General features: G+C 69.6%; 22 protein-coding genes and 3 tRNA genes. 22 read left to right on the forward strand and 3 right to left on the reverse strand.

What is annotated here, in order from left to right:
- The first annotated feature begins 142 nt into the window (after positions 1-142).
- The 6 genes from CLV43_RS11400 to CLV43_RS11425 all read left to right on the forward strand — a co-directional run bounded on the left by CLV43_RS11400 (position 143) and on the right by CLV43_RS11425 (position 4262).
- The gene (locus CLV43_RS11400; protein ID WP_106187081.1) at positions 143-2752 is read left to right on the forward strand and encodes a putative bifunctional diguanylate cyclase/phosphodiesterase; all 2610 of its coding nucleotides are present in this window, start codon (positions 143-145) and stop codon (positions 2750-2752) included.
- Between the two features lie 68 nt (positions 2753-2820).
- Positions 2821-2896: transfer RNA gene (locus CLV43_RS11405), tRNA-Thr, on the forward strand.
- Positions 2897-2945: 49 nt separating this feature from the next.
- A tRNA-Met gene (locus CLV43_RS11410) sits at positions 2946-3018 on the forward strand.
- Positions 3019-3144: 126 nt separating this feature from the next.
- A complete protein-coding gene (rpmG, locus tag CLV43_RS11415; protein WP_015105301.1) occupies positions 3145-3309 on the forward strand; it encodes a 50S ribosomal protein L33 in 165 nt (54 codons plus the stop codon).
- 75 nt (positions 3310-3384) lie between these two features.
- The gene (locus CLV43_RS11420; protein WP_106187082.1) at positions 3385-3846 is read left to right on the forward strand and encodes a MaoC family dehydratase N-terminal domain-containing protein; all 462 of its coding nucleotides are present in this window, start codon (positions 3385-3387) and stop codon (positions 3844-3846) included.
- Positions 3843-4262: a MaoC family dehydratase gene (locus CLV43_RS11425; RefSeq protein ID WP_106187083.1), complete on the forward strand. Its 420-nt coding sequence runs from the start codon at positions 3843-3845 to the stop codon at positions 4260-4262. Before CLV43_RS11420 ends, CLV43_RS11425 begins: the two co-directional genes overlap by 4 nt.
- Before the next feature lie 54 nt (positions 4263-4316).
- On the opposite strand, the gene CLV43_RS11430 is transcribed toward CLV43_RS11425, so the two are convergent.
- Positions 4317-4910 carry an MmpS family transport accessory protein gene (locus CLV43_RS11430; RefSeq protein WP_106187084.1) on the reverse strand — a complete coding sequence of 198 codons (594 nt, stop codon included), beginning with the start codon at positions 4908-4910 and terminating at the stop codon, positions 4317-4319.
- A gap of 140 nt (positions 4911-5050) precedes the next feature.
- A complete protein-coding gene (locus tag CLV43_RS11435) occupies positions 5051-6292 on the reverse strand; it encodes a pyridoxal phosphate-dependent aminotransferase (RefSeq protein WP_106187545.1) in 1242 nt (413 codons plus the stop codon).
- A 250-nt stretch (positions 6293-6542) separates the two neighbouring features.
- Here CLV43_RS11435 and CLV43_RS11440 point away from each other — a divergent pair.
- From CLV43_RS11440 to rplA, 5 genes are all read left to right on the forward strand, one after another.
- Positions 6543-6615: transfer RNA gene (locus tag CLV43_RS11440), tRNA-Trp, on the forward strand.
- Between the two features lie 30 nt (positions 6616-6645).
- The gene (gene secE, locus CLV43_RS11445) at positions 6646-7041 is read left to right on the forward strand and encodes a preprotein translocase subunit SecE (protein WP_106187546.1); all 396 of its coding nucleotides are present in this window, start codon (positions 6646-6648) and stop codon (positions 7039-7041) included.
- Between the two features lie 69 nt (positions 7042-7110).
- Positions 7111-7956: a transcription termination/antitermination protein NusG gene (gene nusG, locus CLV43_RS11450; RefSeq protein ID WP_106187085.1), complete on the forward strand. Its 846-nt coding sequence runs from the start codon at positions 7111-7113 to the stop codon at positions 7954-7956.
- 79 nt (positions 7957-8035) lie between these two features.
- Positions 8036-8470 carry a 50S ribosomal protein L11 gene (gene rplK / locus CLV43_RS11455; protein ID WP_106187086.1) on the forward strand — a complete coding sequence of 145 codons (435 nt, stop codon included), beginning with the start codon at positions 8036-8038 and terminating at the stop codon, positions 8468-8470.
- A 79-nt stretch (positions 8471-8549) separates the two neighbouring features.
- Complete coding sequence (rplA, locus tag CLV43_RS11460) at positions 8550-9260, forward strand: 50S ribosomal protein L1 (RefSeq protein WP_106187087.1); 711 nt, start codon at positions 8550-8552, stop codon at positions 9258-9260.
- 504 nt (positions 9261-9764) lie between these two features.
- Here rplA and CLV43_RS11465 read toward each other — a convergent pair.
- Positions 9765-10577: a hypothetical protein gene (locus CLV43_RS11465; protein WP_146174734.1), complete on the reverse strand. Its 813-nt coding sequence runs from the start codon at positions 10575-10577 to the stop codon at positions 9765-9767.
- A gap of 271 nt (positions 10578-10848) precedes the next feature.
- Between CLV43_RS11465 and rplJ the strand changes: the two genes are divergently transcribed.
- The 11 genes from rplJ to CLV43_RS11525 all read left to right on the forward strand — a co-directional run bounded on the left by rplJ (position 10849) and on the right by CLV43_RS11525 (position 21674).
- Entirely contained in the window at positions 10849-11418 is a 570-nt protein-coding gene (gene rplJ / locus CLV43_RS11475; protein ID WP_106187090.1) for a 50S ribosomal protein L10, read from the forward strand.
- Positions 11419-11478: 60 nt separating this feature from the next.
- Positions 11479-11865, forward strand: coding sequence for a 50S ribosomal protein L7/L12 (rplL, locus tag CLV43_RS11480; RefSeq protein ID WP_106187091.1), 387 nt, complete (start codon positions 11479-11481; stop codon positions 11863-11865).
- Between the two features lie 164 nt (positions 11866-12029).
- On the forward strand, positions 12030-13127 hold the full coding sequence (locus CLV43_RS11485; RefSeq protein ID WP_106187092.1) for an ABC transporter ATP-binding protein: 1098 nt from the start codon (positions 12030-12032) through the stop codon (positions 13125-13127).
- A complete protein-coding gene (locus tag CLV43_RS11490; RefSeq protein WP_106187093.1) occupies positions 13124-13909 on the forward strand; it encodes an MlaE family ABC transporter permease in 786 nt (261 codons plus the stop codon). Before CLV43_RS11485 ends, CLV43_RS11490 begins: the two co-directional genes overlap by 4 nt.
- A 1-nt stretch (position 13910) precedes the next feature.
- Positions 13911-14750, forward strand: coding sequence for an MlaE family ABC transporter permease (locus tag CLV43_RS11495; RefSeq protein ID WP_106187094.1), 840 nt, complete (start codon positions 13911-13913; stop codon positions 14748-14750).
- A complete protein-coding gene (locus tag CLV43_RS11500; protein WP_106187095.1) occupies positions 14750-16072 on the forward strand; it encodes an MCE family protein in 1323 nt (440 codons plus the stop codon). The genes CLV43_RS11495 and CLV43_RS11500 overlap by 1 nt, the downstream gene beginning before the upstream one ends.
- On the forward strand, positions 16069-17100 hold the full coding sequence (locus CLV43_RS11505) for an MCE family protein (RefSeq protein WP_106187096.1): 1032 nt from the start codon (positions 16069-16071) through the stop codon (positions 17098-17100). The genes CLV43_RS11500 and CLV43_RS11505 overlap by 4 nt, the downstream gene beginning before the upstream one ends.
- Positions 17097-18101 (forward strand): MCE family protein, encoded by a 1005-nt coding sequence (locus tag CLV43_RS11510; RefSeq protein ID WP_106187097.1) that lies wholly within the window; start codon positions 17097-17099, stop codon positions 18099-18101. Before CLV43_RS11505 ends, CLV43_RS11510 begins: the two co-directional genes overlap by 4 nt.
- Before the next feature lie 5 nt (positions 18102-18106).
- Positions 18107-19276, forward strand: a complete 1170-nt coding sequence (locus tag CLV43_RS11515; RefSeq protein ID WP_170155806.1) for an MCE family protein — start codon at positions 18107-18109, stop codon at positions 19274-19276.
- Entirely contained in the window at positions 19273-20448 is a 1176-nt protein-coding gene (locus CLV43_RS11520; RefSeq protein WP_106187098.1) for an MCE family protein, read from the forward strand. The genes CLV43_RS11515 and CLV43_RS11520 overlap by 4 nt, the downstream gene beginning before the upstream one ends.
- Positions 20448-21674, forward strand: coding sequence for an MCE family protein (locus tag CLV43_RS11525; protein WP_106187099.1), 1227 nt, complete (start codon positions 20448-20450; stop codon positions 21672-21674). Before CLV43_RS11520 ends, CLV43_RS11525 begins: the two co-directional genes overlap by 1 nt.
- The last annotated feature ends 2 nt before the right edge of the window (positions 21675-21676 follow it).

Here is a 21676-nt window from a genome sequence, read left to right on the forward strand (position 1 = left end):
TCGTCGACCTGCCATTTCATCGCCCAACCGAGGTACATTGATGCTCTTAGAGGGGTCCTGGTAACTGTTCGGGACCCCTCAGTCACGCCGAGTTCGAGGGCCGCCCCCGGCCTGCCGACACGAGGGCCGACGAGGAGGCTGGATGTCCGACAGTGCGTCGGTCACACCGTCGGACTCGGCAGCGCGCGGCGCGGGCAGGTCGGCGAACAGGTCGTTCAACGTCTTCGCCGTCGCCCTGCTGGTACTGGGTGTCGGGTGCGCGATCGCCGTCGGCGGCTGGCTCCCGGACCACCCGGTGGACACCCGCCTGCTGTGGACCGGTCCGCTGCTGGTCGTCGGGTTCCTGCTCGCCGAGCAGCTCGCGATCAACGTCGACGTCCGCAGCGGCGTCGCCTGGACCATCTCGTTCACCGAGATCCCGCTCGTGCTCGGCCTGCTCGTCGCGCCGTTCGAGGTGGTGCTCGCCGCGCACGTCGTCGCGGGCGTCGGCACGCTGCTCGGCCGCCGCGTCCTGAACCGGGTCGCCTACAACGCCGGTCTCATGTTCATGGAGATCTCGGTCGCGTTCGCCGTCGCCCAGGGCGTGAAGGAGCTGGTCGGCCCCGGCGGACCGTTCTGGGCCGGACCGTTCCTCGGCACGATCGCGGTGCCGCTGCTGGCCAGCGTCCTCGGCCTGACCGCGCTGCGGATCATGGGCAAGGGCATGCGGGTCACCGCGAGCCTCCGCCTGGTCGGCCAGACCCTGATCGTGGCCCTGCTGAACACCTCCGCCGGTCTCGTCGCCTACGAGATCGCGTCGACCACCCAGTGGGGCGGCCTGCTCATCGCCCTGGTGTTCGCGGGCATCACGGCCATCTACGTCGCCTACTCCTCCCTGCTGCGCGAGCAGCGCGACCTGGAGGCCCTCAGCGAGGTCTCGCTCCGCGTCGCGCGCTCCGGGCAGAACTCGACCGGTCCGCGCAGCACGACGGGCCAGTACGAGGACGACAACGAGGACGACGAGTGGCAGCTCATCGCCGACCGCATCCGCGAGCAGCTCAACGCCAACCGCGTCGTGCTCCGGCTGCGCACCGACCCGCAGGCGCCGATGCGCACGCTGGTCGCGGGTGAGCCGCTGCCCGACACCATGCGCAAGGCCGACGCCCGCGTCATCCGCGAGGACGCGATGCTCCAGCTGCCCGGCACGCACGTCCGCTACTTCCGGGTCGTCGACTCGAACGAGGACGTCACCGAGGCGCTGGCCCGCCGGGACGCGCAGGAGGCGCTCGTGGTGCCGCTGCGCGGTGCGACGCAGCTGCTCGGCGCCGTCGAGGCGCACGACCGGCTCAGCCGGTGGCGCGGTTTCGGCAAGGCCGACATCCAGCTGCTGCGCACCCTGGCCAGCCACCTCGCCACCGCCGTCGACAACCGCAGGCTGCTCGCCCGGCTGCGCCACGACGCCTACCACGACCCGCTGACCGGCCTCCTCAACCGCGCGGGCTTCCGCGAGGCCGCGGCCGAACCGCTGCGCGAGCACAACCAGGCCGTCGTGCTCCGCATCGACCTCGACGTGCTGTCGACCGTGTCGGACGCCCTCGGCCAGGCCTGGGGCAACCGCATGGTCGTCGCCGCCGGCCGCAGGCTGCGCGACGAGCTCGGCCCGGACATCTCGCTCGCCCGGCTCGAAAGCGGCATGTTCGCCGCCCTCCTGGTCGACCGCAGGGCGGGCCTGGCCATGGAGATCGCCGAACGGCTGCGCTCGGCGCTGTCCGTGCCGTACCCGGTCGACCGGCTGACGGTCGAGGCCAGCGCCGTCGTCGGCTACGTGTCGACCGCCGAGGCGGACGACGACCCGGACGTGGACGTGCTGCTGCAACGCGCGGACGTCGCCGTGCGCGCCACCAGCGAGGGCGAGCCGGTGCGGTCCTACGTGCCGAGCATGGGCCAGATCTTCCTGCGCCGCTTCCAGCTCGTGACCCAGTTCCGGCAGGCGCTGGAGAGCGGCCAGATCTCCGTGCACTACCAGCCGAAGGTGGCGCTGCCCAGCCGCCAGGTCGTCGGCGCCGAGGCGCTGGTGCGCTGGAAGCACCCGGAGTTCGGCCGCGTCGACCCGGACGAGTTCGTGCCCGCCGTCGAGGCCACCGGCCTGATCGACGTGCTCACCGACTTCGTCATGGACAAGGCGCTGGAACGGGTCCGCCGGTGGATGGACCGCGGGCTGCGGATGTCCATCGCGGTCAACCTGTCCGTGCGCACCCTGGCCGACGAGGAGTTCCCGGACCGCGTCGCCAAGGCGCTGCGGCACCACGACGTGCCGCCGCAGCTGCTCACGTTCGAGCTGACCGAGTCCGGCGTGATGGCCGACCCGGAACGCGCCCTGCCGGTGCTGCGCAGGCTGCACGCGCTCGGCGTGGTGCTCGCGGTCGACGACTTCGGCACCGGCTACTCGTCGCTGGCGTACCTGCGCCAGCTGCCGGTGGACGAGGTGAAGATCGACAAGAGCTTCGTGCTCGGCATGGGCACCGACCTCGGCGACATGGCCGTCGTGCGGTCCATCGTCGAGCTGGGGCACTCGCTCGGGCTCACCGTGGTGGCCGAGGGCGTCGAGGACGACGCCGCGCGCGACCAGTTGGTCAGCATGGGCTGCGACATCGCCCAGGGGTACCTGATCTCCCGGCCGCTGTCCGAGGAGCGCTTCGAGGCGTGGCTCGGTGCGCGAACGGTGCAGGTCAGGGGCGCTCGCGATGAGACGGTCCTCACCTTGGTCCACTAAGGCCACCCCCCGATTTCCATCTTGGGGACGGCCTGTGTAAGATTCTTCTTGCCCCGCAAGGAGCAAGTGCCCCAATAGCTCAGTCGGTAGAGCGTTTCCATGGTAAGGAAAAGGTCTACGGTTCGATTCCGTATTGGGGCTCCACAACCCGGCCGCGGTGCAGAGCAGTAAGCACCGCGGCCGAGTCGTGTAAAGCGGTGTAGCTCAGTTGGTAGAGCAAGCGGCTCATAATCGCTGTGTCGCCGGTTCAAGTCCGGCCACCGCTACACAGTTCCTCCCAGCCAGGCCAAGGCCTGGATCCACAGCCGGGCGGCTGGGCGCCCGGACCTCGCCGCAGGGGTAAGCCCTCTGCGGAGTCTTCGAGGGGAACCGAGCTCTAGAAAGGCAAGGCCGTGGCTGCAACCGACGTACGTCCGAAGATCACTCTCGCGTGCGAGGAGTGCAAGCACCGGAACTACATCACCAGGAAGAACCGTCGGAACGACCCCGACCGCCTGGAGATCAAGAAGTTCTGCCCGAACTGCAAGACCCACCGGGCGCACAAGGAAACCCGCTGACACCAGCGGTATCCACCTGAGTTCGCGAAGAGGCCGTCCCCGATCGGGGACGGCCTCTTCGCGTAACCTGCCCCGGTGGCATTGGACCAGTCGTTCATCGGACGCACCTACCCCCCGTCGCCCCCGTACGAGGTGAGCCGCGAGAAGATCCGCGAGTTCGCCGACGCCGTCGGGGAGCCCGGCGAGATCCACCGCGACCCCGAGGCGGCCAAGGCCGCGGGGTACGTCGACGTGATCGCCCCGCCGACGTTCGCGATCCTGATCTCCATGAAGGCCAACGAGGTCCTCGTGATGGACCCCGAGCTGGGCCTGGACTACACCCGCGTCGTGCACGGCGACCAGACGTTCGTCCACCACCGGCCGATCGTGGCCGGCGACCGGCTCGTCGTCACCACGCACGTGGACGCCATCAACTCCCGCATGGGCAACGACATCGTGTCCGTCCGCGCCGAGCTCGCCACCGAGTCCGGCGAACAGGTCACCACCGCCCGATCCACCCTGGTCGCCAGGGGCACCGCCACCGAGGAGCAGGCATGATCCGCGCCGCAGAGGTCACCGCCGGCGACGTCCTGCCCCCGCTGAGCCTGCGCATCACCCGCGCCGACCTCGTCCGCTACGCGGGCGCGTCGCTCGACTTCAACCCGATCCACTGGAACGAGCGCTTCGCCCAGGAGGTCGGCCTCCCCGGCGTCATCGCCCACGGCATGCTCACCATGGGCATGGCCGTCCGCGTCGTCACCGCGTGGACCGGGGACCCCGGTGCCGTCCTCGAGTACGGCGTCCGCTTCGGCAGGCCCGTACCGGTGCCTGACAACGCCGAGGGCGCTCTGGTGGAGGTGTCCGCGAAGGTCGCGAAGGTCCTGGACGACGGGACGTTCAAGATCGCGATCACAGCCGCTTTCGAGGGCAAGTCCGTGCTGGGCGGCGCGACCGCCCGCGTCCGCCTCCCGTAGCCCGTTGCGGAGGCCTCGGCGGCGCCGGTGGTGCCGCCGAGGCCGGAGCCCGTCTCAGAACCCGCCGCACAGCGCGCTGCTGAAGGCGCCGTTGCCGGTGGCGGACTTCTTCTCCACGCCGTCCACGGTGATCTTGCAGCCGACGGACCCGCCGTCCTGGCCGGTCGTCACGGTGAGGCTGCCGCCGCTGAGCAGCCCCTTCACGGTCAGCTCCTTGCGCCACGGCAGCGTGGTCACCGTCTCCTGGCTGCTGGCGCTCGTGCCGTCGCTGAACGTCGAGTAGGTCACCGTGGCGCTGGGGGCGTCGCCGGTGACCTCGTAGACCACGACCTGCTCGCGGTCGGCCTGCTCGTCGAGGTCGCTGGCGGCCTGGCCGAACACGGCGACCCAGAGGACGCAGACGAGCAGGCCGAGCGCGGACAGGACGACACCCGCGATGGCGAGGCCCTTGTTGTTGGCGGTGCCGCGGCTGGTGCGGGAGAGGCCGACCAGGGACAGCACCAGGCCGAGGACGACGAGGGGCCAGGCGATGACGCCGATGAACGGGATGAAGCTGAAGAAGAAGCCGAGGAGACCGAGGACGAAGCCCGCGGTGCCGAGGCCGTTGCGGGGCTGGGTGGGGAGCGGGGGGAGTGTCGGCGTGGTCATGGTCGTCTCCTCGGCGGTGAACGGATACGGCTGAACGGACCATCGAAGTAGTCCATCCGGCGGTTACGCCGTTCACTCGATCGGAGACGCCCCGAAGCCGCCGTGCGGAGGGCACGGCGGCCTCGTGCGGGCGGTGGGGGCTAGCGGATCTCGCCCAGCAGCTCGGCCATCCTGGTCACGCCGGTGACCAGGTCGTCGTCACCGAGCGCGTAGGAAAGCCGCAGGTAGCCGGGGGTTCCGAAGGCCTCGCCGGGGACCACGGCGACCTCGGCGTGCTCCAGGACCGCGGTGGCCAGCTCGGCGGAGCTGCCGATGACCGTCCCGCGCAGCTCCTTCCCGATCAGCGCCTTGACCGACGGGTACGCGTAGAAGGCGCCCCGCGGCGTCGGGCAGTCGACGCCGGGGATGGCCGAGAGCAGGTCGACCATCGTGCGGCGCCTGCGGTCGAACGCGGTGCGCATCGCGTGCACGGCGTCGAGCGACCCGGACACGGCCTCCAGCGCGGCGCGCTGGGACACGTTGGCGACGTTCGACGTCAGGTGCGACTGGAGGTTCGCCGCGGCCTTGACGACGTCGGCGGGGCCGACCAGCCAGCCGACCCGCCAGCCGGTCATCGCGTACGTCTTCGCGACGCCGTTGAGCACGATCGTCCGCTCGGCCGCCGCGGGCACGGCGGCGGGCAGCGAGACGGCCTCGGCGCCGTCGTAGACCAGGTGCTCGTAGATCTCGTCGGTGATGACCCACAGGCCGTGCTCGACGGCCCACTCACCGATCGCGACGACCTGCTCGCGGGAGTAGACCGAGCCCGTCGGGTTCGACGGCGAGCACAGCAGCAGCACCTTCGAGCGGTCGGTGCGCGCGGCCTCCAGCTGCTCGACGGTCACCAGGTAGTCGGTCGACTCGTCCGCCGTGACCTGCACCGGGACGCCGCCCGCGAGGGTGATCGCCTCCGGGTAGGTGGTCCAGTACGGCGCGGGCAGCAGCACCTCGTCGCCGGGGTCGAGGACGGTCGCGAACGCCTGGTAGACGGCCTGCTTGCCACCGTTGGTGACGAGCACCTGGCCCGCGTCGACGCGGTAGCCGGAGTCGCGCAGGGTCTTGGCCGCGATCGCCTCGCGCAGCTCGGGGAGACCGGCGGCGGGCGTGTAGCGGTGGTTGCGGGGGTCGGCGCAGGCGGCCTGCGCGGCGGCGACGATCTTCTCCGGGGTCGGGAAGTCCGGCTCGCCCGCCCCGAAGCCGATCACCGGTCGGCCCGCGGCCTTGAGCGCCTTCGCCTTCGCGTCGACCGCGAGGGTGGCGGACTCGGCGATGCCGCCGATCCTCCTGGAGACCCGTGGGAGCGGAGAAGTGCTGGTGGGCGAGGTCGTCTCGGGCGTGGCCATGGCCGCCATCGTGGCAGACGCCCTCGTTTTCCCTCCCCTCGGGCGCGGCTCCTCCCAGCGTGTGGGAGGCTGTCCGCGACAGTCCGGTCGGTGGTGCTCGCGAGTGCGCTGACCGGGGCGGTTGGAGTGTGCGGGTGTTCGTGCCGTATGCTTCCGAACTTGGAACGCCTGCCAAGTGCCCCGTGGATCGCACGGGGAGGCTGGAAGGCGTCCAGCCAAGGAGTCCCGCGGGAGTAGCGTGGGAGTCCAAAGGGGCGTAGCTCAATTGGCAGAGCAGCGGTCTCCAAAACCGCAGGTTGCAGGTTCAATTCCTGTCGCCCCTGCGTCGAAATGCACGGCGAGTGGAGGACGGCATGAGCGACGACCGCGAGCAGGACCAGCCCGAGGAGCGCGAGAGCGCGGCTCGGCCGGTCACCGCAGCGGCCCGGCGTGAGCGTCGTGCTTCCGCCCGTCCGGCTTCCCGCAAGGACAGCGTCAAGCCGAAGTCCGACGAGGACTCCGACGAGGCGTCGAAGAAGGGCCGCCCCACGCGGGCTCGGGACACCCAGGAGAAGCGCACGTCGCTGATCGGCAAGGGGTTCCGCTACATCCGCGAGGTCGTCAGCGAGCTGCGCAAGGTCATCTGGCCGACGCGCAAGCAGCTGGTCACCTACACCTCGGTCGTGTTGGTCTTCGTGGCCTTCATGGTCGCGCTGGTGTGGGGCCTGGACCTGGGCTTCGGCTGGGGCGTGTTCGAGCTGTTCGGCTGAGCCGACCGGCTGCCGGTCCCCGTCTGAGGTGACCGAACACGTGATGCACGAAAGGAAGCGAGACCCGCAGTGACCTCCGAGAACGGCGTTGACGCCCACGAGCTTGCCGACCTGACCGACGAAGAGGTGTTCGCCGCCGTTCAGGATGGCGACTCCGTGCACGTCGAGCCGGTCGACGAGCCGGAGGACACCGAGGAGTCCGCGACCGACGAGGGCGAGATCGGCGACGCCGAGCCCGAGTCGGGTGGCGACGTCGAGGCCGTCGGGGACGACGAGGTGGCCGCCGAGCTGCCCGACATCCACGCCGAGCCCGTCGACCCGGTGGCCGAGATGCGCGACGCACTGCGTGCGGCGCCCGGCTACTGGTACGTCGTGCACTCGTACGCGGGTTACGAGAACAAGGTCAAGACGAACCTCGAGACGCGCATCCAGACCCTCGACATGGAGGACTACATCTTCCAGGTCGAGGTGCCGACCGAGGAAGTCACCGAGATCAAGAACGGCCAGCGCAAGCAGGTGCAGCGCAAGGTGCTGCCCGGCTACATCCTGGTCCGCATGGAGCTCAACGACTCGTCGTGGAGCGCGGTGCGCAACACGCCCGGCGTGACCGGCTTCGTGGGCGCGACCTCCAAGCCCTCCGCGTTGACCATCGACGAGGTGCTGAAGTTCCTCCTCCCGCAGGTGGAGCCCAAGGCCGCCGAGGGCAAGAAGTCGACGTCCGGCCCGGCCAAGTCCACCATCGAGGTCGACTTCGAGGTCGGCGAGTCGGTCACCGTCATGGACGGCCCGTTCGCGACGCTGCCCGCGACGATCAGCGAGGTCAACGCCGACGGCCAGAAGCTGAAGGTCCTGGTGTCGATCTTCGGTCGCGAGACCCCGGTCGAGCTGTCGTTCAGCCAGGTTTCCAAGATCTGACCGATCCCCACGGGGATCGTCGGCCACGCTGCGGCTGGCAGGGCCGCGCGCGGACACTGCAATAACAGGAAGTATTGAGATGCCTCCCAAGAAGAAGAAGCTGTCAGCGATCATCAAGCTGCAGATCAAGGCCGGCATGGCGAACCCCGCCCCGCCGGTCGGCCCCGCGCTGGGTCAGCACGGCGTCAACATCATGGAGTTCTGCAAGGCCTACAACGCCGCGACCGAGTCGCAGCGCGGCACCGTCGTGCCGGTCGAGATCTCCGTGTACGAGGACCGCACGTTCGACTTCAAGCTCAAGACCCCGCCCGCCGCGAAGCTGCTCCTCAAGGCCGCCGGTGTGGAAAAGGGTTCGGGCGAGCCGCACCGCGTCAAGGTCGCCAAGGTGACCATGGCCCAGGTCCGCGAGATCGCCGAGGGCAAGATGGTCGACCTCAACGCCACCAACGTCGACCAGGCCGCGAAGATCATCGCAGGCACCGCCCGCTCCATGGGCATCACGGTCGAAGGCTGACCCACCACATACACCGCAGTACGTGGGAGAGCTCAGCGCAGCTCGTACCACAACTGATCCACTGAGTTAGGGAACAGACATGAAGCGCAGCAAGGCCTACCGTCAGGCCGCCGAGCTGGTTGACCGGGAGCGGCTGTACTCGCCGCTGGAGGCAGCCAAGCTCGCCAAGGAAACCTCCAAGGTGAAGCTCGACGCGACCGTCGAGGTCGCCATCCGCCTGGGCGTCGACCCGCGCAAGGCCGACCAGATGGTCCGCGGCACCGTGAACCTGCCGCACGGCACCGGCAAGACCGCACGCGTCATCGTCTTCGCGACCGGCGACAAGGCCACCGAGGCCGAAGCCGCGGGCGCGGACGCGGTCGGCTCCGAGGACCTGATCGAACGCATCCAGGGCGGCTGGCTCGACTTCGACGCCGCGATCGCCACCCCCGACCAGATGGCGAAGGTCGGTCGCATCGCCCGCATCCTCGGCCCGCGCGGCCTGATGCCGAACCCGAAGACCGGCACCGTGACGCCCGACGTCACGAAGGCCGTCTCGGACATCAAGGGCGGTAAGATCAACTTCCGCGTGGACAAGCAGGCCAACCTGCACCTGGTCATCGGCAAGGCGTCGTTCGACACCGAGAAGCTGGTGGAGAACTACGCGGCCGCGCTGGACGAGATCCTGCGCGCGAAGCCGTCCGCGGCGAAGGGCCGGTTCCTGAAGAAGGTGACCGTCTCGACGACGATGGGTCCGGGTATCCCGGTGGACCCGAACCGGACGCGGAACCTGCTGGTTGACGAGGCCTGAGTTTTGGGTTGAGGTTTAGCGAGATTTGAGGGAGCCCCCGGCGACTTTGGTCGTCGGGGGTTTTCTTTTGTTTGGGGTGTTGCCGTGCGAAGCCTGGCTTCTGGCCCTTTCACCCCTGGTGAGGCTGGGTTCCGTCCCTCCCACCCCTGGGGAAGCCCGGCCCCCGGCGCGCGATTGTCTCAATGCCCGACCTTCGTTGTCAAGACGATGAAGCTGTCTTGACAACGAAGGTCGGGCAGGAGGGCGCTGTGGATCGGGGGCAGAGGGGGAGTCTGGCTTCGCCAGCATCCGACGCTCCGCGTCGGACCAGGCATCGGACTCCGTCCGACAAGGCATCCTCGGCTTCGCCGTTGGACGGGGCATCCGCGCTTCGCGGCGGACACTGCATCCTCGCTGCGCGTCGGACAAGGCCCCAGGCGCTTCGCGCCGGATGCGCGCTGGCGGGCTGCGCCCAGCGGGGTGGGGTTGGTGGGTGGGGTTGGGTGTGCTTGTTCGGTTTTTGTTCTAGCCGGTGACGCAGTCTGCGGGTTCGGCTTCGTAGTCGGTGATGATCCAGGTGTTGTTGACCTGCTTGGCGAGCACGAATTTGCCGAGGGTGGGGCCGCCGGTGATTTTCAGGTCTTGGCAGGAGGAGACCTGGACGCGGTCGGTGGTCGGGGGTTTGAGCATGGCGTCGGGGAAGTAGGGCTGTTCGTACTGGTCGACGCGGAGGACCTTGCCGTGCAGGGTGTGGATGGCGGATTCGCAGTCGCTAGCTTTGAAAGCGTCGGTGAACTTCTTCTTGGCCGAGCCGTTCTCGGCGAAGAGGTTGCAGGCCTGCTTGGGGGAGTCCTGCGACACGTGCTTGTAGAACAGGCCGATGGTGCCTTGCAGGCCGTACGGCGAGGTGGGGGCGATCAGGTTGCCGGTGCTGCCGCCGCTGTCGCGGGCGACGTCCGCTGCCTCGTCGTCGGAGCCGAAGAACTTGTCGTAGGCCCAGTTCGCGGCGAACATGAAGACCAGCAGGGTGAGGGCCAGCGACACCAGGCGACGCACCAGCCTGCTGCCGAGGATGACCTGCCACATGGGTTTCGGTTCGGGCTTGACGTACACCGTCTGCACCGGTGGTTGGACCGGGGGTGGTGGTACGGCGGGGGGATTGGTGCTTGGACCGGTCTCGCCGGGGGGGAGGGCGAGGGGGCTTTGGCCTTGCTGGGCCTGCTGGAACTTCTGGAACTCCTGGAAGCGCTGGAACTCCTGGAACTGCCGCAGCTGCTCCGGGTCGATGTCGGCAGGCTGCTGGGGCTGCTGCGGTCCGCTTCCGGTGCTGTCGGTCACCCGTACATCATGCCGGGTGGATTTGGAACCGCGACCACCCATCGGCTACCGTTGAGCCGTTCCACCAAAGACCGCCGGTCTTCTCCTGCCTTCGGCAGGGGAACGAAGGCCCCGTTGCAATGGGGGCGGCCCGCGCAGGAGGACGAGGAAGTGTTCCAGGTGCGGTTCGCCGTGCTGAAGATCCACGCCCCGTTGCCCTCGCGCCGGGGCGTTTTTGTTGTTTCGGGACCTCTCAGGCCGCGGTAACACCCAGCCCAGAGAGGAGGCGATCATGGCGAAGCCCAGCAAGGTGTCGGCCGTCGCCGAGATCACGGAGCAGTTCCGTGGCAGCTCGGCAGCAGTCATCACCGAGTACCGCGGCCTCTCCATGGCGCAGCTCACCACGCTGCGTCGCGCTCTCGGCACGGGCGCCACGTACACCGTCTCGAAGAACACGCTGGTCAAGCGTGCCGCTCAGGACGCCGGCGTCGAGGGCATCGAAGCCCTCCTCATCGGCCCGACCGCCATCGCCTTCATCGCTGGCGAGCCGGTCGACGCGGCCAAGACCCTGCGCGACTTCGCGAAGGACAACAAGGCCCTGGTCATCAAGGGCGGCTACATGGATGGCCGCTCCCTCTCGGTCGACGAGGTCACCCGCATCGCGGACCTCGACTCCCGTGAGGTGCTGCTCGCCAAGCTGGCGGGCGCGATGAAGGGCAACCTGTCGAAGGCAGCGGGCCTGTTTGCCGCCCCCGCCTCCCAGGTCGCTCGCCTTGCCCAGGCGCTTGCGGACAAGCGCGCCGCGGAGGGGTCCTCGGACGCCGCCCCGGCCGCCGACGCCGCAGAGCCCGCCGAGAGCTGATCACAACACCCACGCACTCGCGTCCCCGAGCGGGACGTGGTTAACGAAAGGACCGCCATCATGGCGAAGCTCAGCAACGACGAGCTGCTCGACGTCTTCAAGGAGATGACCCTCCTGGAGCTGTCCGCGTTCGTGAAGCAGTTCGAGGAGACCTTCGAGGTCACCGCCGCTGCCCCCGTCGCCGTCGCGGGCCCCGCGGGCCCCGGCGCCGTGGCCGCCGAGGTCGAGGAGCAGGACGAGTTCGACGTCGTCCTCGAGTCGGCTGGCGACAAGAAGATCCAGGTCATCAAGGTCGTCCGCGAGGTCGTCTCCGGTCTGGGCCTGAAGGAGGCCAAGGAGCTGGTCGAGGCCGCTCCCAAGGCCATCCTGGAGAAGGTCGCGAAGGACGCCGCCGAGGCGGCCAAGGAGAAGCTCGAGGGTGCCGGCGCCAAGGTCACCGTCAAGTGATCTAGCTCCACGCAGCTCGAACGGCGGGTGCCCCTTTGCAGGGGTGCCCGCCGTTCGCTTTTCGGCTGTTATCGCTCCGCAACCCCTATTAGGCCAACTGGTGAGTAACCTCGCTGGCTTCGGCTCGTTGCACCTGTGTGATGTGAGCCGCTACAGGAGGTGCGATGGGCGTCGAGGTGGTCGTCGAAGGTCTGACGAAGTCCTTCGGCAAGCAGACCATCTGGCGGGACGTCACGCTCAGCATCCCGCCCGGTGAGGTCAGCGTCATGCTCGGGCCGTCGGGCACCGGCAAGTCGGTGTTCCTGAAGTCCCTGGTGGGCCTGCTGAAGCCGGAACAGGGCAAGATCATCATCAACGGCACGGACCTGGTCCGCTGCCCGGAGAGCAAGCTCTACGAGATCCGGAAGATGTTCGGCGTGCTGTTCCAGGACGGCGCTCTGTTCGGCTCGATGAACCTCTTCGACAACGTGGCCTTCCCGCTGCGCGAGCACACCCGCAAGACCGAGGCCGAGGTCCGGCGGATCGTGCTAGAGAAGATGGAGATGGTCGGCCTCGTCGGCGCGGAGAAGAAGCTCCCCGGCGAGATCTCCGGCGGTATGCGCAAGCGCGCCGGACTGGCCCGCGCGCTGGTGCTGGACCCGGAGATCATCCTGTGCGACGAGCCGGACTCCGGCCTCGACCCGGTCCGCACCGCCTACCTCTCCCAGCTGCTGATCGACCTCAACGCGCAGATCGACGCCACGATCCTGATCGTCACGCACAACATCACCGTCGCGCGCACGGTCCCGGACAACCTCGGCATGCTGTTCCGCCGCGAGCTGGTCATGTTCGGCCCCCGCGAGGTGCTGCTGACCAGCGACGAACCCGTGGTCGAGCAGTTCCTCAACGGCCGCCGCATCGGCCCGATCGGCATGTCGGAGGAGAAGGACCAAGCGACCATGGCCGCCGAGCTGGCGCACCGGGACGCGGGCCACTCCGACGGGTCGCCGGACGAGGACGTGCGCGGGGTCGTGCCGCAGATCGAGCCGACCCCCGGCCTGCCCGCGCGCGACGCCGTGCGCCGCCGCAAGGACCGGGTCATGAGCATCATCCACACGCTCCCGACCGAGGCCCAGCAGGGCATCATCGCGAGCCTCACGCCCGCCGAGCAGAGCAAGTACGGCGTGCTCGCCGGCGCGGGCCAACGGGTTGCCGCGCCGACGCCCACCCCGTACCCGCGCACCCGGGACACCGAGTGGCAGCGCCGGGCGGGTGACCTGTGAGCGCCCCCGTCCCGTTCCCCGGCGCGGGCGCCCTGCGCGAGACCGGCAGGCTGTTCGCGCTCGGCATCGACGTCACCCGCAGCGCGGTCAAGCGGCCGTTCCAGCTCCGCGAGTTCATCCAGCAGAGCTGGTTCATCGTCAGCGTCACGGTGCTGCCGACGGCGCTGGTGTCGATCCCGTTCGGCGCCGTCATCGCGCTCCAGCTCGGCTCGCTGACCAGGCAGATCGGCGCGCAGTCGTTCACCGGCGCGGCGAGCGTGCTGGCGATCATCCAGCAGGCCAGCCCCATCGTGACGGCGCTGCTGATCGCGGGCGCGGGCGGCAGCGCGATCTGCGCGGACATCGGGTCGCGCAAGATCCGCGAGGAGATCGACGCGATGGAGGTGCTCGGCGTCTCGCCGATCCAGCGCCTGGTCGTGCCGAGGGTGCTGGCCGCGATGCTGGTCAGCGTGCTGCTCAACGGCATGGTCAGCGTCGTCGGCGTGATGGGCGGCTACTTCTTCAACGTGGTCCTCCAGGACGGCACGCCCGGCGCGTACCTGGCGAGCTTCTCCGCGCTGGCCCAGCTGCCGGACCTGTGGATCAGCGAGTTCAAGGCGCTGGTCTTCGGGTTCATCGCGGGCATCGTCGCCGCCTACCGCGGCCTCAACCCGGCCGGTGGCCCGAAGGGCGTCGGCGACGCGGTGAACCAGGCCGTGGTCATCACGTTCCTGCTGCTGTTCTTCGTGAACTTCGTGCTGACCACGATCTACCTGACGGTCGTCCCGGCGAAGGGGAGCTGAGATGGCCACCATCGGCGACAACCTCCGCAAGGCCGCGGGCAGGCCGTTGCAGGTCCTCGACGGCTTCGGCGACCAGCTCTCGTTCTACCTGCGCGCCCTCGCCTGGACGCCCCGCGCGCTGCGCCGCTACCTGCGCGAGACGCTGCGGCTGCTGGCCGAGGTCAGCTTCGGCAGCGGCGCGCTGGCCGTCATCGGCGGCACGATCGGCGTGATGGTGGGCCTGTCGGTGTTCACCGGCACGGTCGTGGGCCTGCAGGGCTTCACCGCGCTCAACCAGATCGGCACGTCGGCGTTCGCCGGGTTCGTCAGCGCCTACTTCAACACCCGCGAGATCGCCCCGCTGGTCGCGGGCCTCGCGCTGTCGGCCACGGTCGGCTCCGGCTTCACCGCCCAGCTCGGCGCGATGCGGATCTCCGAGGAGATCGACGCCCTGGAGGTCATGGGCATCCCGTCCATGCCGTTCCTGGTGACGACCCGGATCATCGCCGGGTTCGTCGCGATCATCCCGCTGTACGTGATCGGCCTCCTGACGAGCTACCTGGCCGCGCGGACGATCACCGTGCAGTTCTACGGCCAGTCCGCGGGCACCTACGACCACTACTTCAACCTGTTCCTGCCACCGGTCGACGTCCTCTGGTCGTTCGGCAAGGTCCTGGTCTTCGCGGTCGTGATCATCATGACGCACTGCTACTACGGCTACCGCGCCAGCGGCGGCCCGGCCGGCGTCGGCGTGGCCGTCGGCCGCGCGGTGCGCACCGCCATCGTCACCACGAGCCTGCTCGACTTCTTCCTGAGCCTGGCGATCTGGGGCACCACGACGACGGTGAGGATCGCGGGCTGATGATCAGGCAACGGCTCCTCGGCGTCGCGTTCCTCACGGTCATCGTGGTCTTCCTGGCCCTGAGCGTGGCGCTCTACGACAACGCGTTCACCAAGGTGGTGACCGTGACGCTGAAGACCGACCACGTCGGCAACCAGCTGATGACCTCGTCGGACGTGAAGGTGCGGGGGCTGATCGTCGGCGAGGTGCGGGCGATCCGCAGCACCGGCGACGGCGCCGAGCTGGAGCTGGCGCTGCAACCGGACAAGGTCGACCTGATCCCGAAGGACGTGTCCGCGCGGCTGCTGCCGAAGACGCTGTTCGGCGAGCGGTACGTGAACCTGGTGCTGCCCACGACGCCCGGCGGCGACCACCTCACCGACGGCTCGGTCATCGAGCAGGACCGCTCCAGCAGCGCCATCGAGCTGGAGCAGGTGCTCAACGACCTGATGCCGGTGCTCCAGGCCGTGCAGCCGGAGAAGCTCGCGACCACGTTGACCGCGGTGTCGCAGGCGCTGGAGAACCGGGGCAAGCCGCTGGGGCAGACCCTGGTGCAGCTGGACTCCTACCTCGGCGAGCTCAACCCGCAGCTGCCCGCGCTGAAGGAGGGCATCAGCAGGCTCGCCGACGTGAGCGAGGTCTACGCCGACGCCGCGCCGGACCTGGTGCAGGCGCTGACCGACGCCACGGTGACCAGCAAGACCATCGTCGAGCAGCGCGACAACCTGCTGGCCCTGTACGGCACGCTGACGACGACCTCGCGCGACCTGACCGGCTTCCTGTCGGTGAACAAGAACAACCTCATCCAGCTCGCCTCCACCAGCAGGCCGACGCTGGAGCTGCTGGCCAAGTACGCGCCCGAGTACCCGTGCCTGCTCAAGGGCCTCACCGACTTCGCGCCGGTGATCGACCAGGCGTTCGGCGTCGGCACGGACAAGCCGGGCCTGCACATCACCATGGAGATCACCGCGAACCGCGGCAAGTACCTGCCCAACCAGGACGAGCCGGTGTACGGCGACAAGCGCGGACCGCGCTGCTACGACGTCGAGCCGCGGCCGAACCCGTTCCCGCAGTACCCGCCGGAGGGCCCGCTGGTGGACGGGTCGAAGGCGCCGCCCGCCGCGCGCAGCGCGAACGACGGGATCCTGCCGCCCGCCACCGCCGCCGGGAGCACCACGCCGTCGGCCGTCTCGGCGGCGAGCATCGCGAACTCCCCCGAGGAGCAGCGGGTGCTCGCGGTGCTGCTGGGCAACGAGGTCGGCGTGCCCAGCGACCAGATGCCGAGCTTCACCAGCCTGCTGCTCGGCCCGCTCTACCGCGGGACGGAGGTGACGGTGAAGTGAGGGGACTCGTCGCGCCGCTGGTCAAGCTCGTGGTCTTCGCCGTGGTCACGATCCTGGCGACCGCGCTGCTCGCCGTCACCATCGCCAACGTCAGCCTCAAGAGCGCCACCGGCTACACCGCGCGGTTCACCGACGTGACCGCGCTGAACCAGGGCGACGACGTGCGCATCGCGGGCGTCCGGGTCGGCCAGGTCGAGGACATCCGGGTCGTGGACCGGCGGCTGGCCGAGGTCGAGTTCAGCATCGACGGCGACCGGAGGCTGCCCGCGTCGGCCACCGCGACCATCAAGTACCGCAACCTGGTCGGCCAGCGGTACATCGCGCTGGAGCACGGCGTCGGCGACGCGGACGCCGTGCTCCCCGAGGGCGGCGTGATCCCGTTGGAGCGGACCAAGCCCGCGCTCGACCTGACCGTGCTGTTCAACGGGTTCAAGCCGCTGTTCCAGGCGCTCAACCCGGAGGACGTGAACAAGCTGTCCTACGAGATCATCCAGGTCCTCCAGGGCGAGGGCGGCACGATCGACAGCCTGCTGCGGCACACCGCGTCGCTCACGTCCACGCTGGCGGGCAAGGACAAGGTCATCGGTGAGGTGGTCGACAACCTCAACTCGGTGCTGGACACGGTGAACTCCCGCGGCGAGCAGCTGTCCACGCTGGTCACCACCGCGCAGGGGCTGGTGTCGGGCCTGGCGCAGGACCGCGAGCCGATCGGCGACGCGATCACCGCGCTGGGCGACCTGACCAGCACCACCGCCGGGCTGCTCGACCAGGCCCGCCAGCCGCTCAAGGACGACATCGCCTCGCTCGGCCTGGTGTCGAAGACCCTGGCGGACAACGAGGCCGTCGTCGAGGGCGCCATCCAGAAGATGCCGAGCAAGCTGGAGACGATCACCCGCACCGCGACCTACGGGTCGTGGTTCAACTTCTTCCTGTGCGAGGGCACCGGCCAGGTCGCCGTGCCGCCGGTGATCCCGAACCCCGTCCCGATCACCGCACTGCCCGTGACGCAGCAGAGGTGTCGCCGATGAAGCCCGAGCGCAACCCCGTCACCATCGGCGCCATCAGCCTCACGCTGATCGCGTTGCTGCTGCTCGCCGCGTTCTACTCCGACGACCTGCCGATCATCGGCAGCGGCACCACCTACTCCGCCGAGTTCAGCGAGGCCGCCGGACTGGTGTCGGGCAACGAGGTCCGCGTCGCGGGCGTGAAGGTCGGCAAGGTGACCAAGGTGAAGCTCGACGGCGACCGGGTGCGGGTGTCGTTCAAGGTCAAGGACGCCTGGGTCGGCGACCGCACGACCGCGACGATCCGGATCAAGACGCTGCTGGGCCAGAAGTACGTGGCGCTGGACCCGCAGGGGTCGCTGCCGCTGGATCCGGGCAAGCCCATCCCGAAGGACCGGACGCTGGCGCCCTACGACGTCAACGAGGCGTTCAACGGGCTGGCGACCACGGTCGGGCAGATCGACACCAAGCAGCTCGCGGACAGCTTCGAGGTGCTGTCCCAGACGTTCGAGGGCTCGTCGGACAGCGTGCGCGGCGCGCTGGACGGGCTGTCCGCGCTGTCGAAGACGATCTCCTCGCGCGACGAGCAGCTGGCCAAGCTGCTGGGCAACACCAAGGACATCAGCCGGACCCTGGCCGACCGCAACGAGCAGTTCGAGAAGCTCCTGTCCGACGGCAACCTGCTGCTGGGCGAGCTGCGCAAGCGCAAGGACGCGATCTCGTTGCTGCTCAAGGGGACCCGCGACCTGTCGACCGAGCTGACCGGGCTCGTCGCGGACAACAACGCGCAGCTGCGGCCCGCGCTGGAGCAGCTGGAGCGGGTCACCACGATGCTGCAGCGCAACCAGGACAGCCTGGAGAAGGGCATCGCGCTGATGGCTCCGTTCTACCGGGTCTTCGCGAACACGCTGGGCAGCGGCCGCTGGTTCGACGTCTACATCTGCGGCCTGCTGCCGCCCTCGGTGAACCTCGGCCTGGTCGGGTTCAACGAAGAGGGCTGCCTGCCGCCAGGAGTGCAGAGGTGACGGCCTTGGCGGACACGAAGTCGGGCCGCGACCTCGGCCGCGTGGTGGCGATGGCGTGCGTGCTGGCGCTGCTCGCGTCGGCGGCGTTGTGGTGGGCGTTCTCCGGCGCCGACAGCCGCAAGGTCACCGCGATGTTCGGCGCGGCGGTGGGCCTCTACCAGGGCTCGGACGTGCGGGTGCTGGGCGTGAGGGTCGGCACGATCGAGGAGGTCGTGCCGGAGGGGCAGCTCGTCCGGGTCGTGATGTCGCTGGACCGGGACGTGAAGGTGCCCGCCGACGCGCAGGCCGTCGTCGTCGCGCCGAGCGTGGTCAGCGACCGGTACGTGCAGTTCGCCCCCGTCTACACCGCCGGGCCGACGCTGGGCGAGAACGCGCTGATCCCGCGCGAGCGCACGGCGACCCCGGTGGAGCTCGACGAGCTGTACGCGAGCCTCGACAAGCTCACCACCGCGCTGGGTCCCAACGGCGCCAACAAGGACGGTGCGCTGTCGGACCTGCTCACCAGCGCCGCGGGCACCCTCGACGGCAACGGGCAGGCCCTCAACGACACCATCAAGCAGCTCGGCGACGCCACCCGCACGCTGTCCGGGTCCAAGGAGGACCTGTTCGCCACGGTCGACAACCTGTCGAGGTTCACCGCCATGCTGTCCGCCAACGACAGCCAGGTGCGCGACTTCGACAAGCAGCTCGCCGAGGTCGCCGGGTTCCTCGCCGACGAGCGCGAGAACCTCGGCGCCGCCCTCACCGAGCTGGCCGCGGCGCTGGGCCAGGTGCAGGGCTTCATCAAGGACAACCGCGCGGTGCTCAAGTCCAACGTGGACAAGCTGGCGAGCATCACCGGGGTGCTGGTGCGGCAGCGCGCCGCGCTGGCCGAGACCATCGACGTCGCGCCGCTCGCGCTGGGCAACCTGCAGAACACCTACAACGCCGCGTCCGGGACCCTGGACACCAGGGCGGACATCAACGAGCTCAACCAGCCGCCGCTCGTGCTGGTGTGCAAGCTGATCCAGCAGGTCGAGCCGGGCACCGTGCCGCTGGCGCTGTCCCAGGCGTGCGCGCAGCTCGCGCCGGTGCTGACCGGCGCGCTGCCGCTGCCGACCCCCGCGGAGGCGCTCGGCTCGCTGAGCCAGGGCAAGCTGCCGCTCCCGTTGCCGCTGGGAGGTGTCCCGCAATGAGGTCCCGCACCCCGAAGAGGTCCCGGATCGCGGTCGCCGTGCTGGCGTCCGCCGCGCTGCTCGCGGGCTGCGGCTCCGGCGGGTTCGACGGCGTCTACACGATGCCGCTGCCCGGCGGCGCCGACCTCGGCGACCGGCCGTACCGGGTGAAGGTGCTGTTCAAGGACGTGCTCGACCTCGTCCCGCAGGCGGGCGTGAAGGTCAACGACGTCGCGGTCGGCAAGGTGGAGAGGATCGACCTCGCCCCGGACGGCTGGACGGCCGAGGTGACCGTGGCCGTCAACGGCGACGTCGTGCTGCCCGGCAACTCCGTCGCGAAGCTGCGCCAGTCCGCGCTGCTGGGCGAGAAGTACGTCGAGCTGGCCAAGCCGGCACAGGGCGCGGACGAGGGCAGGCTGGCCGACGGCACCGTGATCCCGGTCGACCGGACCAACCGCAACCCCGAGGTCGAAGAGGTCTTCGGCGCGCTGTCGCTGCTGCTCAACGGCGGCGGCGTCGCCCAGCTGCAGAACATCTCCAAGGAGCTCGACGCCGCCCTGGAGGGCAACGAGCCGGAGATCCGCTCGCTGCTGACCAACGTGAACACGCTGGTCACCGAGCTGGACGGGCACAAGGCCGAGATCACCAGGGCGTTGGACGGCGTGAACCGGCTCGGCGGCACGCTGAACACGCAGAAGGACCAGATCGCCGGGGTGCTCGACGAGCTGGAGCCCGGCCTGAAGGTGCTCAGCGACCAGCGCACGCAGCTCGTGACGCTGCTCCAGTCCCTCGACGAGCTCTCCGGCGTCGCGGTCGACACCGTGGACAAGAGCAAGGCCGACCTGGTCGCGGACCTCAAGGCGCTGTCGCCGACGCTGCAGAAGCTGGCGGAGGCGGGCACCAACCTGCCCAACGCCTTCCAGCTGCTGCTCACCTACCCGTTCCCGGACTCGGCCGTGGACGGCATCAAGGGCGACTACACGAACCTCTACGCGAACATCGACCTGAACCTGGGCAACATCGTCGACAACCTCGGGTCGTCGCGGCAGGGCCTGCTGCCGGGCATCCCCGGTCTGGACGGCAAGCCGCTGCCGTCGCTGCCCCTCCCGCTGCCGAACCTCCCGGTCCCCGGCGTGGGCACCGGCACCGGGCTCGGCGACCTGCTCGGTGGACTGCTGGGAGGTGGTCGCTGATGATCCCCCGCAAGACCAAGCTGCAGATCGGCGCGTTCCTGGTGATCGCGCTGGTCGGCATCAGCTACGTCGGCGCCCGCTACGTGGGCCTCGGCCGCCTGGTCGGCTCGTCCGGCTACGTCGTCACCATGCGGCTCGCCGACTCCGGCGGGATCTTCAGCAACGCCGAGGTCACCTACCGCGGCGTCACGATCGGCCGGGTCGGCGCGCTGCGGCTGGCCTCCGACGGCGTAGAGGTCGACCTGGACATCGAGCCCAGCGCCCCCAGGGTCCCGGCGGACCTGGAGGCCGTGGTCGCGAACCGGTCCGCGGTCGGCGAGCAGTTCGTCGACCTGCGGCCCAAGCGCGACGACGGCCCGTTCCTGGAGGCGGGCGCCGTCATCCCGCGCTCCGCGACCAGGACGCCGCCGCCGGTGGACGACCTGCTCACCAACCTCGACGCGTTCGCCAAGTCCGTGCCGACCGACTCCCTGCGCACCGTCGTGGACGAGCTGGACACCGCGTTCAACGGCACCGGCGGCGACCTCCAGGTGCTGCTGGACAACACCCGGTCGTTCACCCGGACCGCGACCGACCACCTGCCGGAGACCAAGGCGCTGCTCCGGGACGGGCTGACCGTGCTGAACACGCAGGCCCAGCAGGGCAGCGCGATCCGGTCGTTCAGCGTGGACCTGCGGCTGCTCGCCGAGCAGCTCAAGAAGTCCGACGGCGACCTGCGAAACCTCATCGCGGTCAGCCCGCAGGCCGCCGAGCAGGTGTCCGCGCTGCTGGCGGAGAGCGGCCCCGGCCTCGGCGTCGTGTTCGCGAACCTGCTGACCACGGCGAACATCCTGGTCAGCAGGCTGGACGGGCTGGAGCAGATCGCGGTGACCTACCCGATCGTCGTCGGCGGCGGCTTCACCGTCGCGCCCGGCGACGGCACCGCGCACTTCGGCCTCGCGATCAACGTGTTCGACCCGCCGCCGTGCACCGTCGGCTACGAGGGCACCCCGATCAGGCAGGGCACCGACACCACCCCGGTCGCGCTGAACACCCAGGCCTACTGCGCGCTGGCACGGGGGAGCGCCACCACCGTGCGCGGCGCCCAGAACGCCCCGTACGGTGGCCAGCCGACAACACCCCAGGGCAACGAGACCACGCAGCCGGGGCAGGAGCAGACCGGGACCGCGGCCACCCCCGTGCCCGTGCTGACGAGTCTCGGCCAGTTGCTCGGCTTGCCGGGCTAGGA

This window comes from Umezawaea tangerina, assembly GCF_003002815.1.
Classification (GTDB): Bacteria; Actinomycetota; Actinomycetes; order Mycobacteriales; family Pseudonocardiaceae; genus Umezawaea; species Umezawaea tangerina.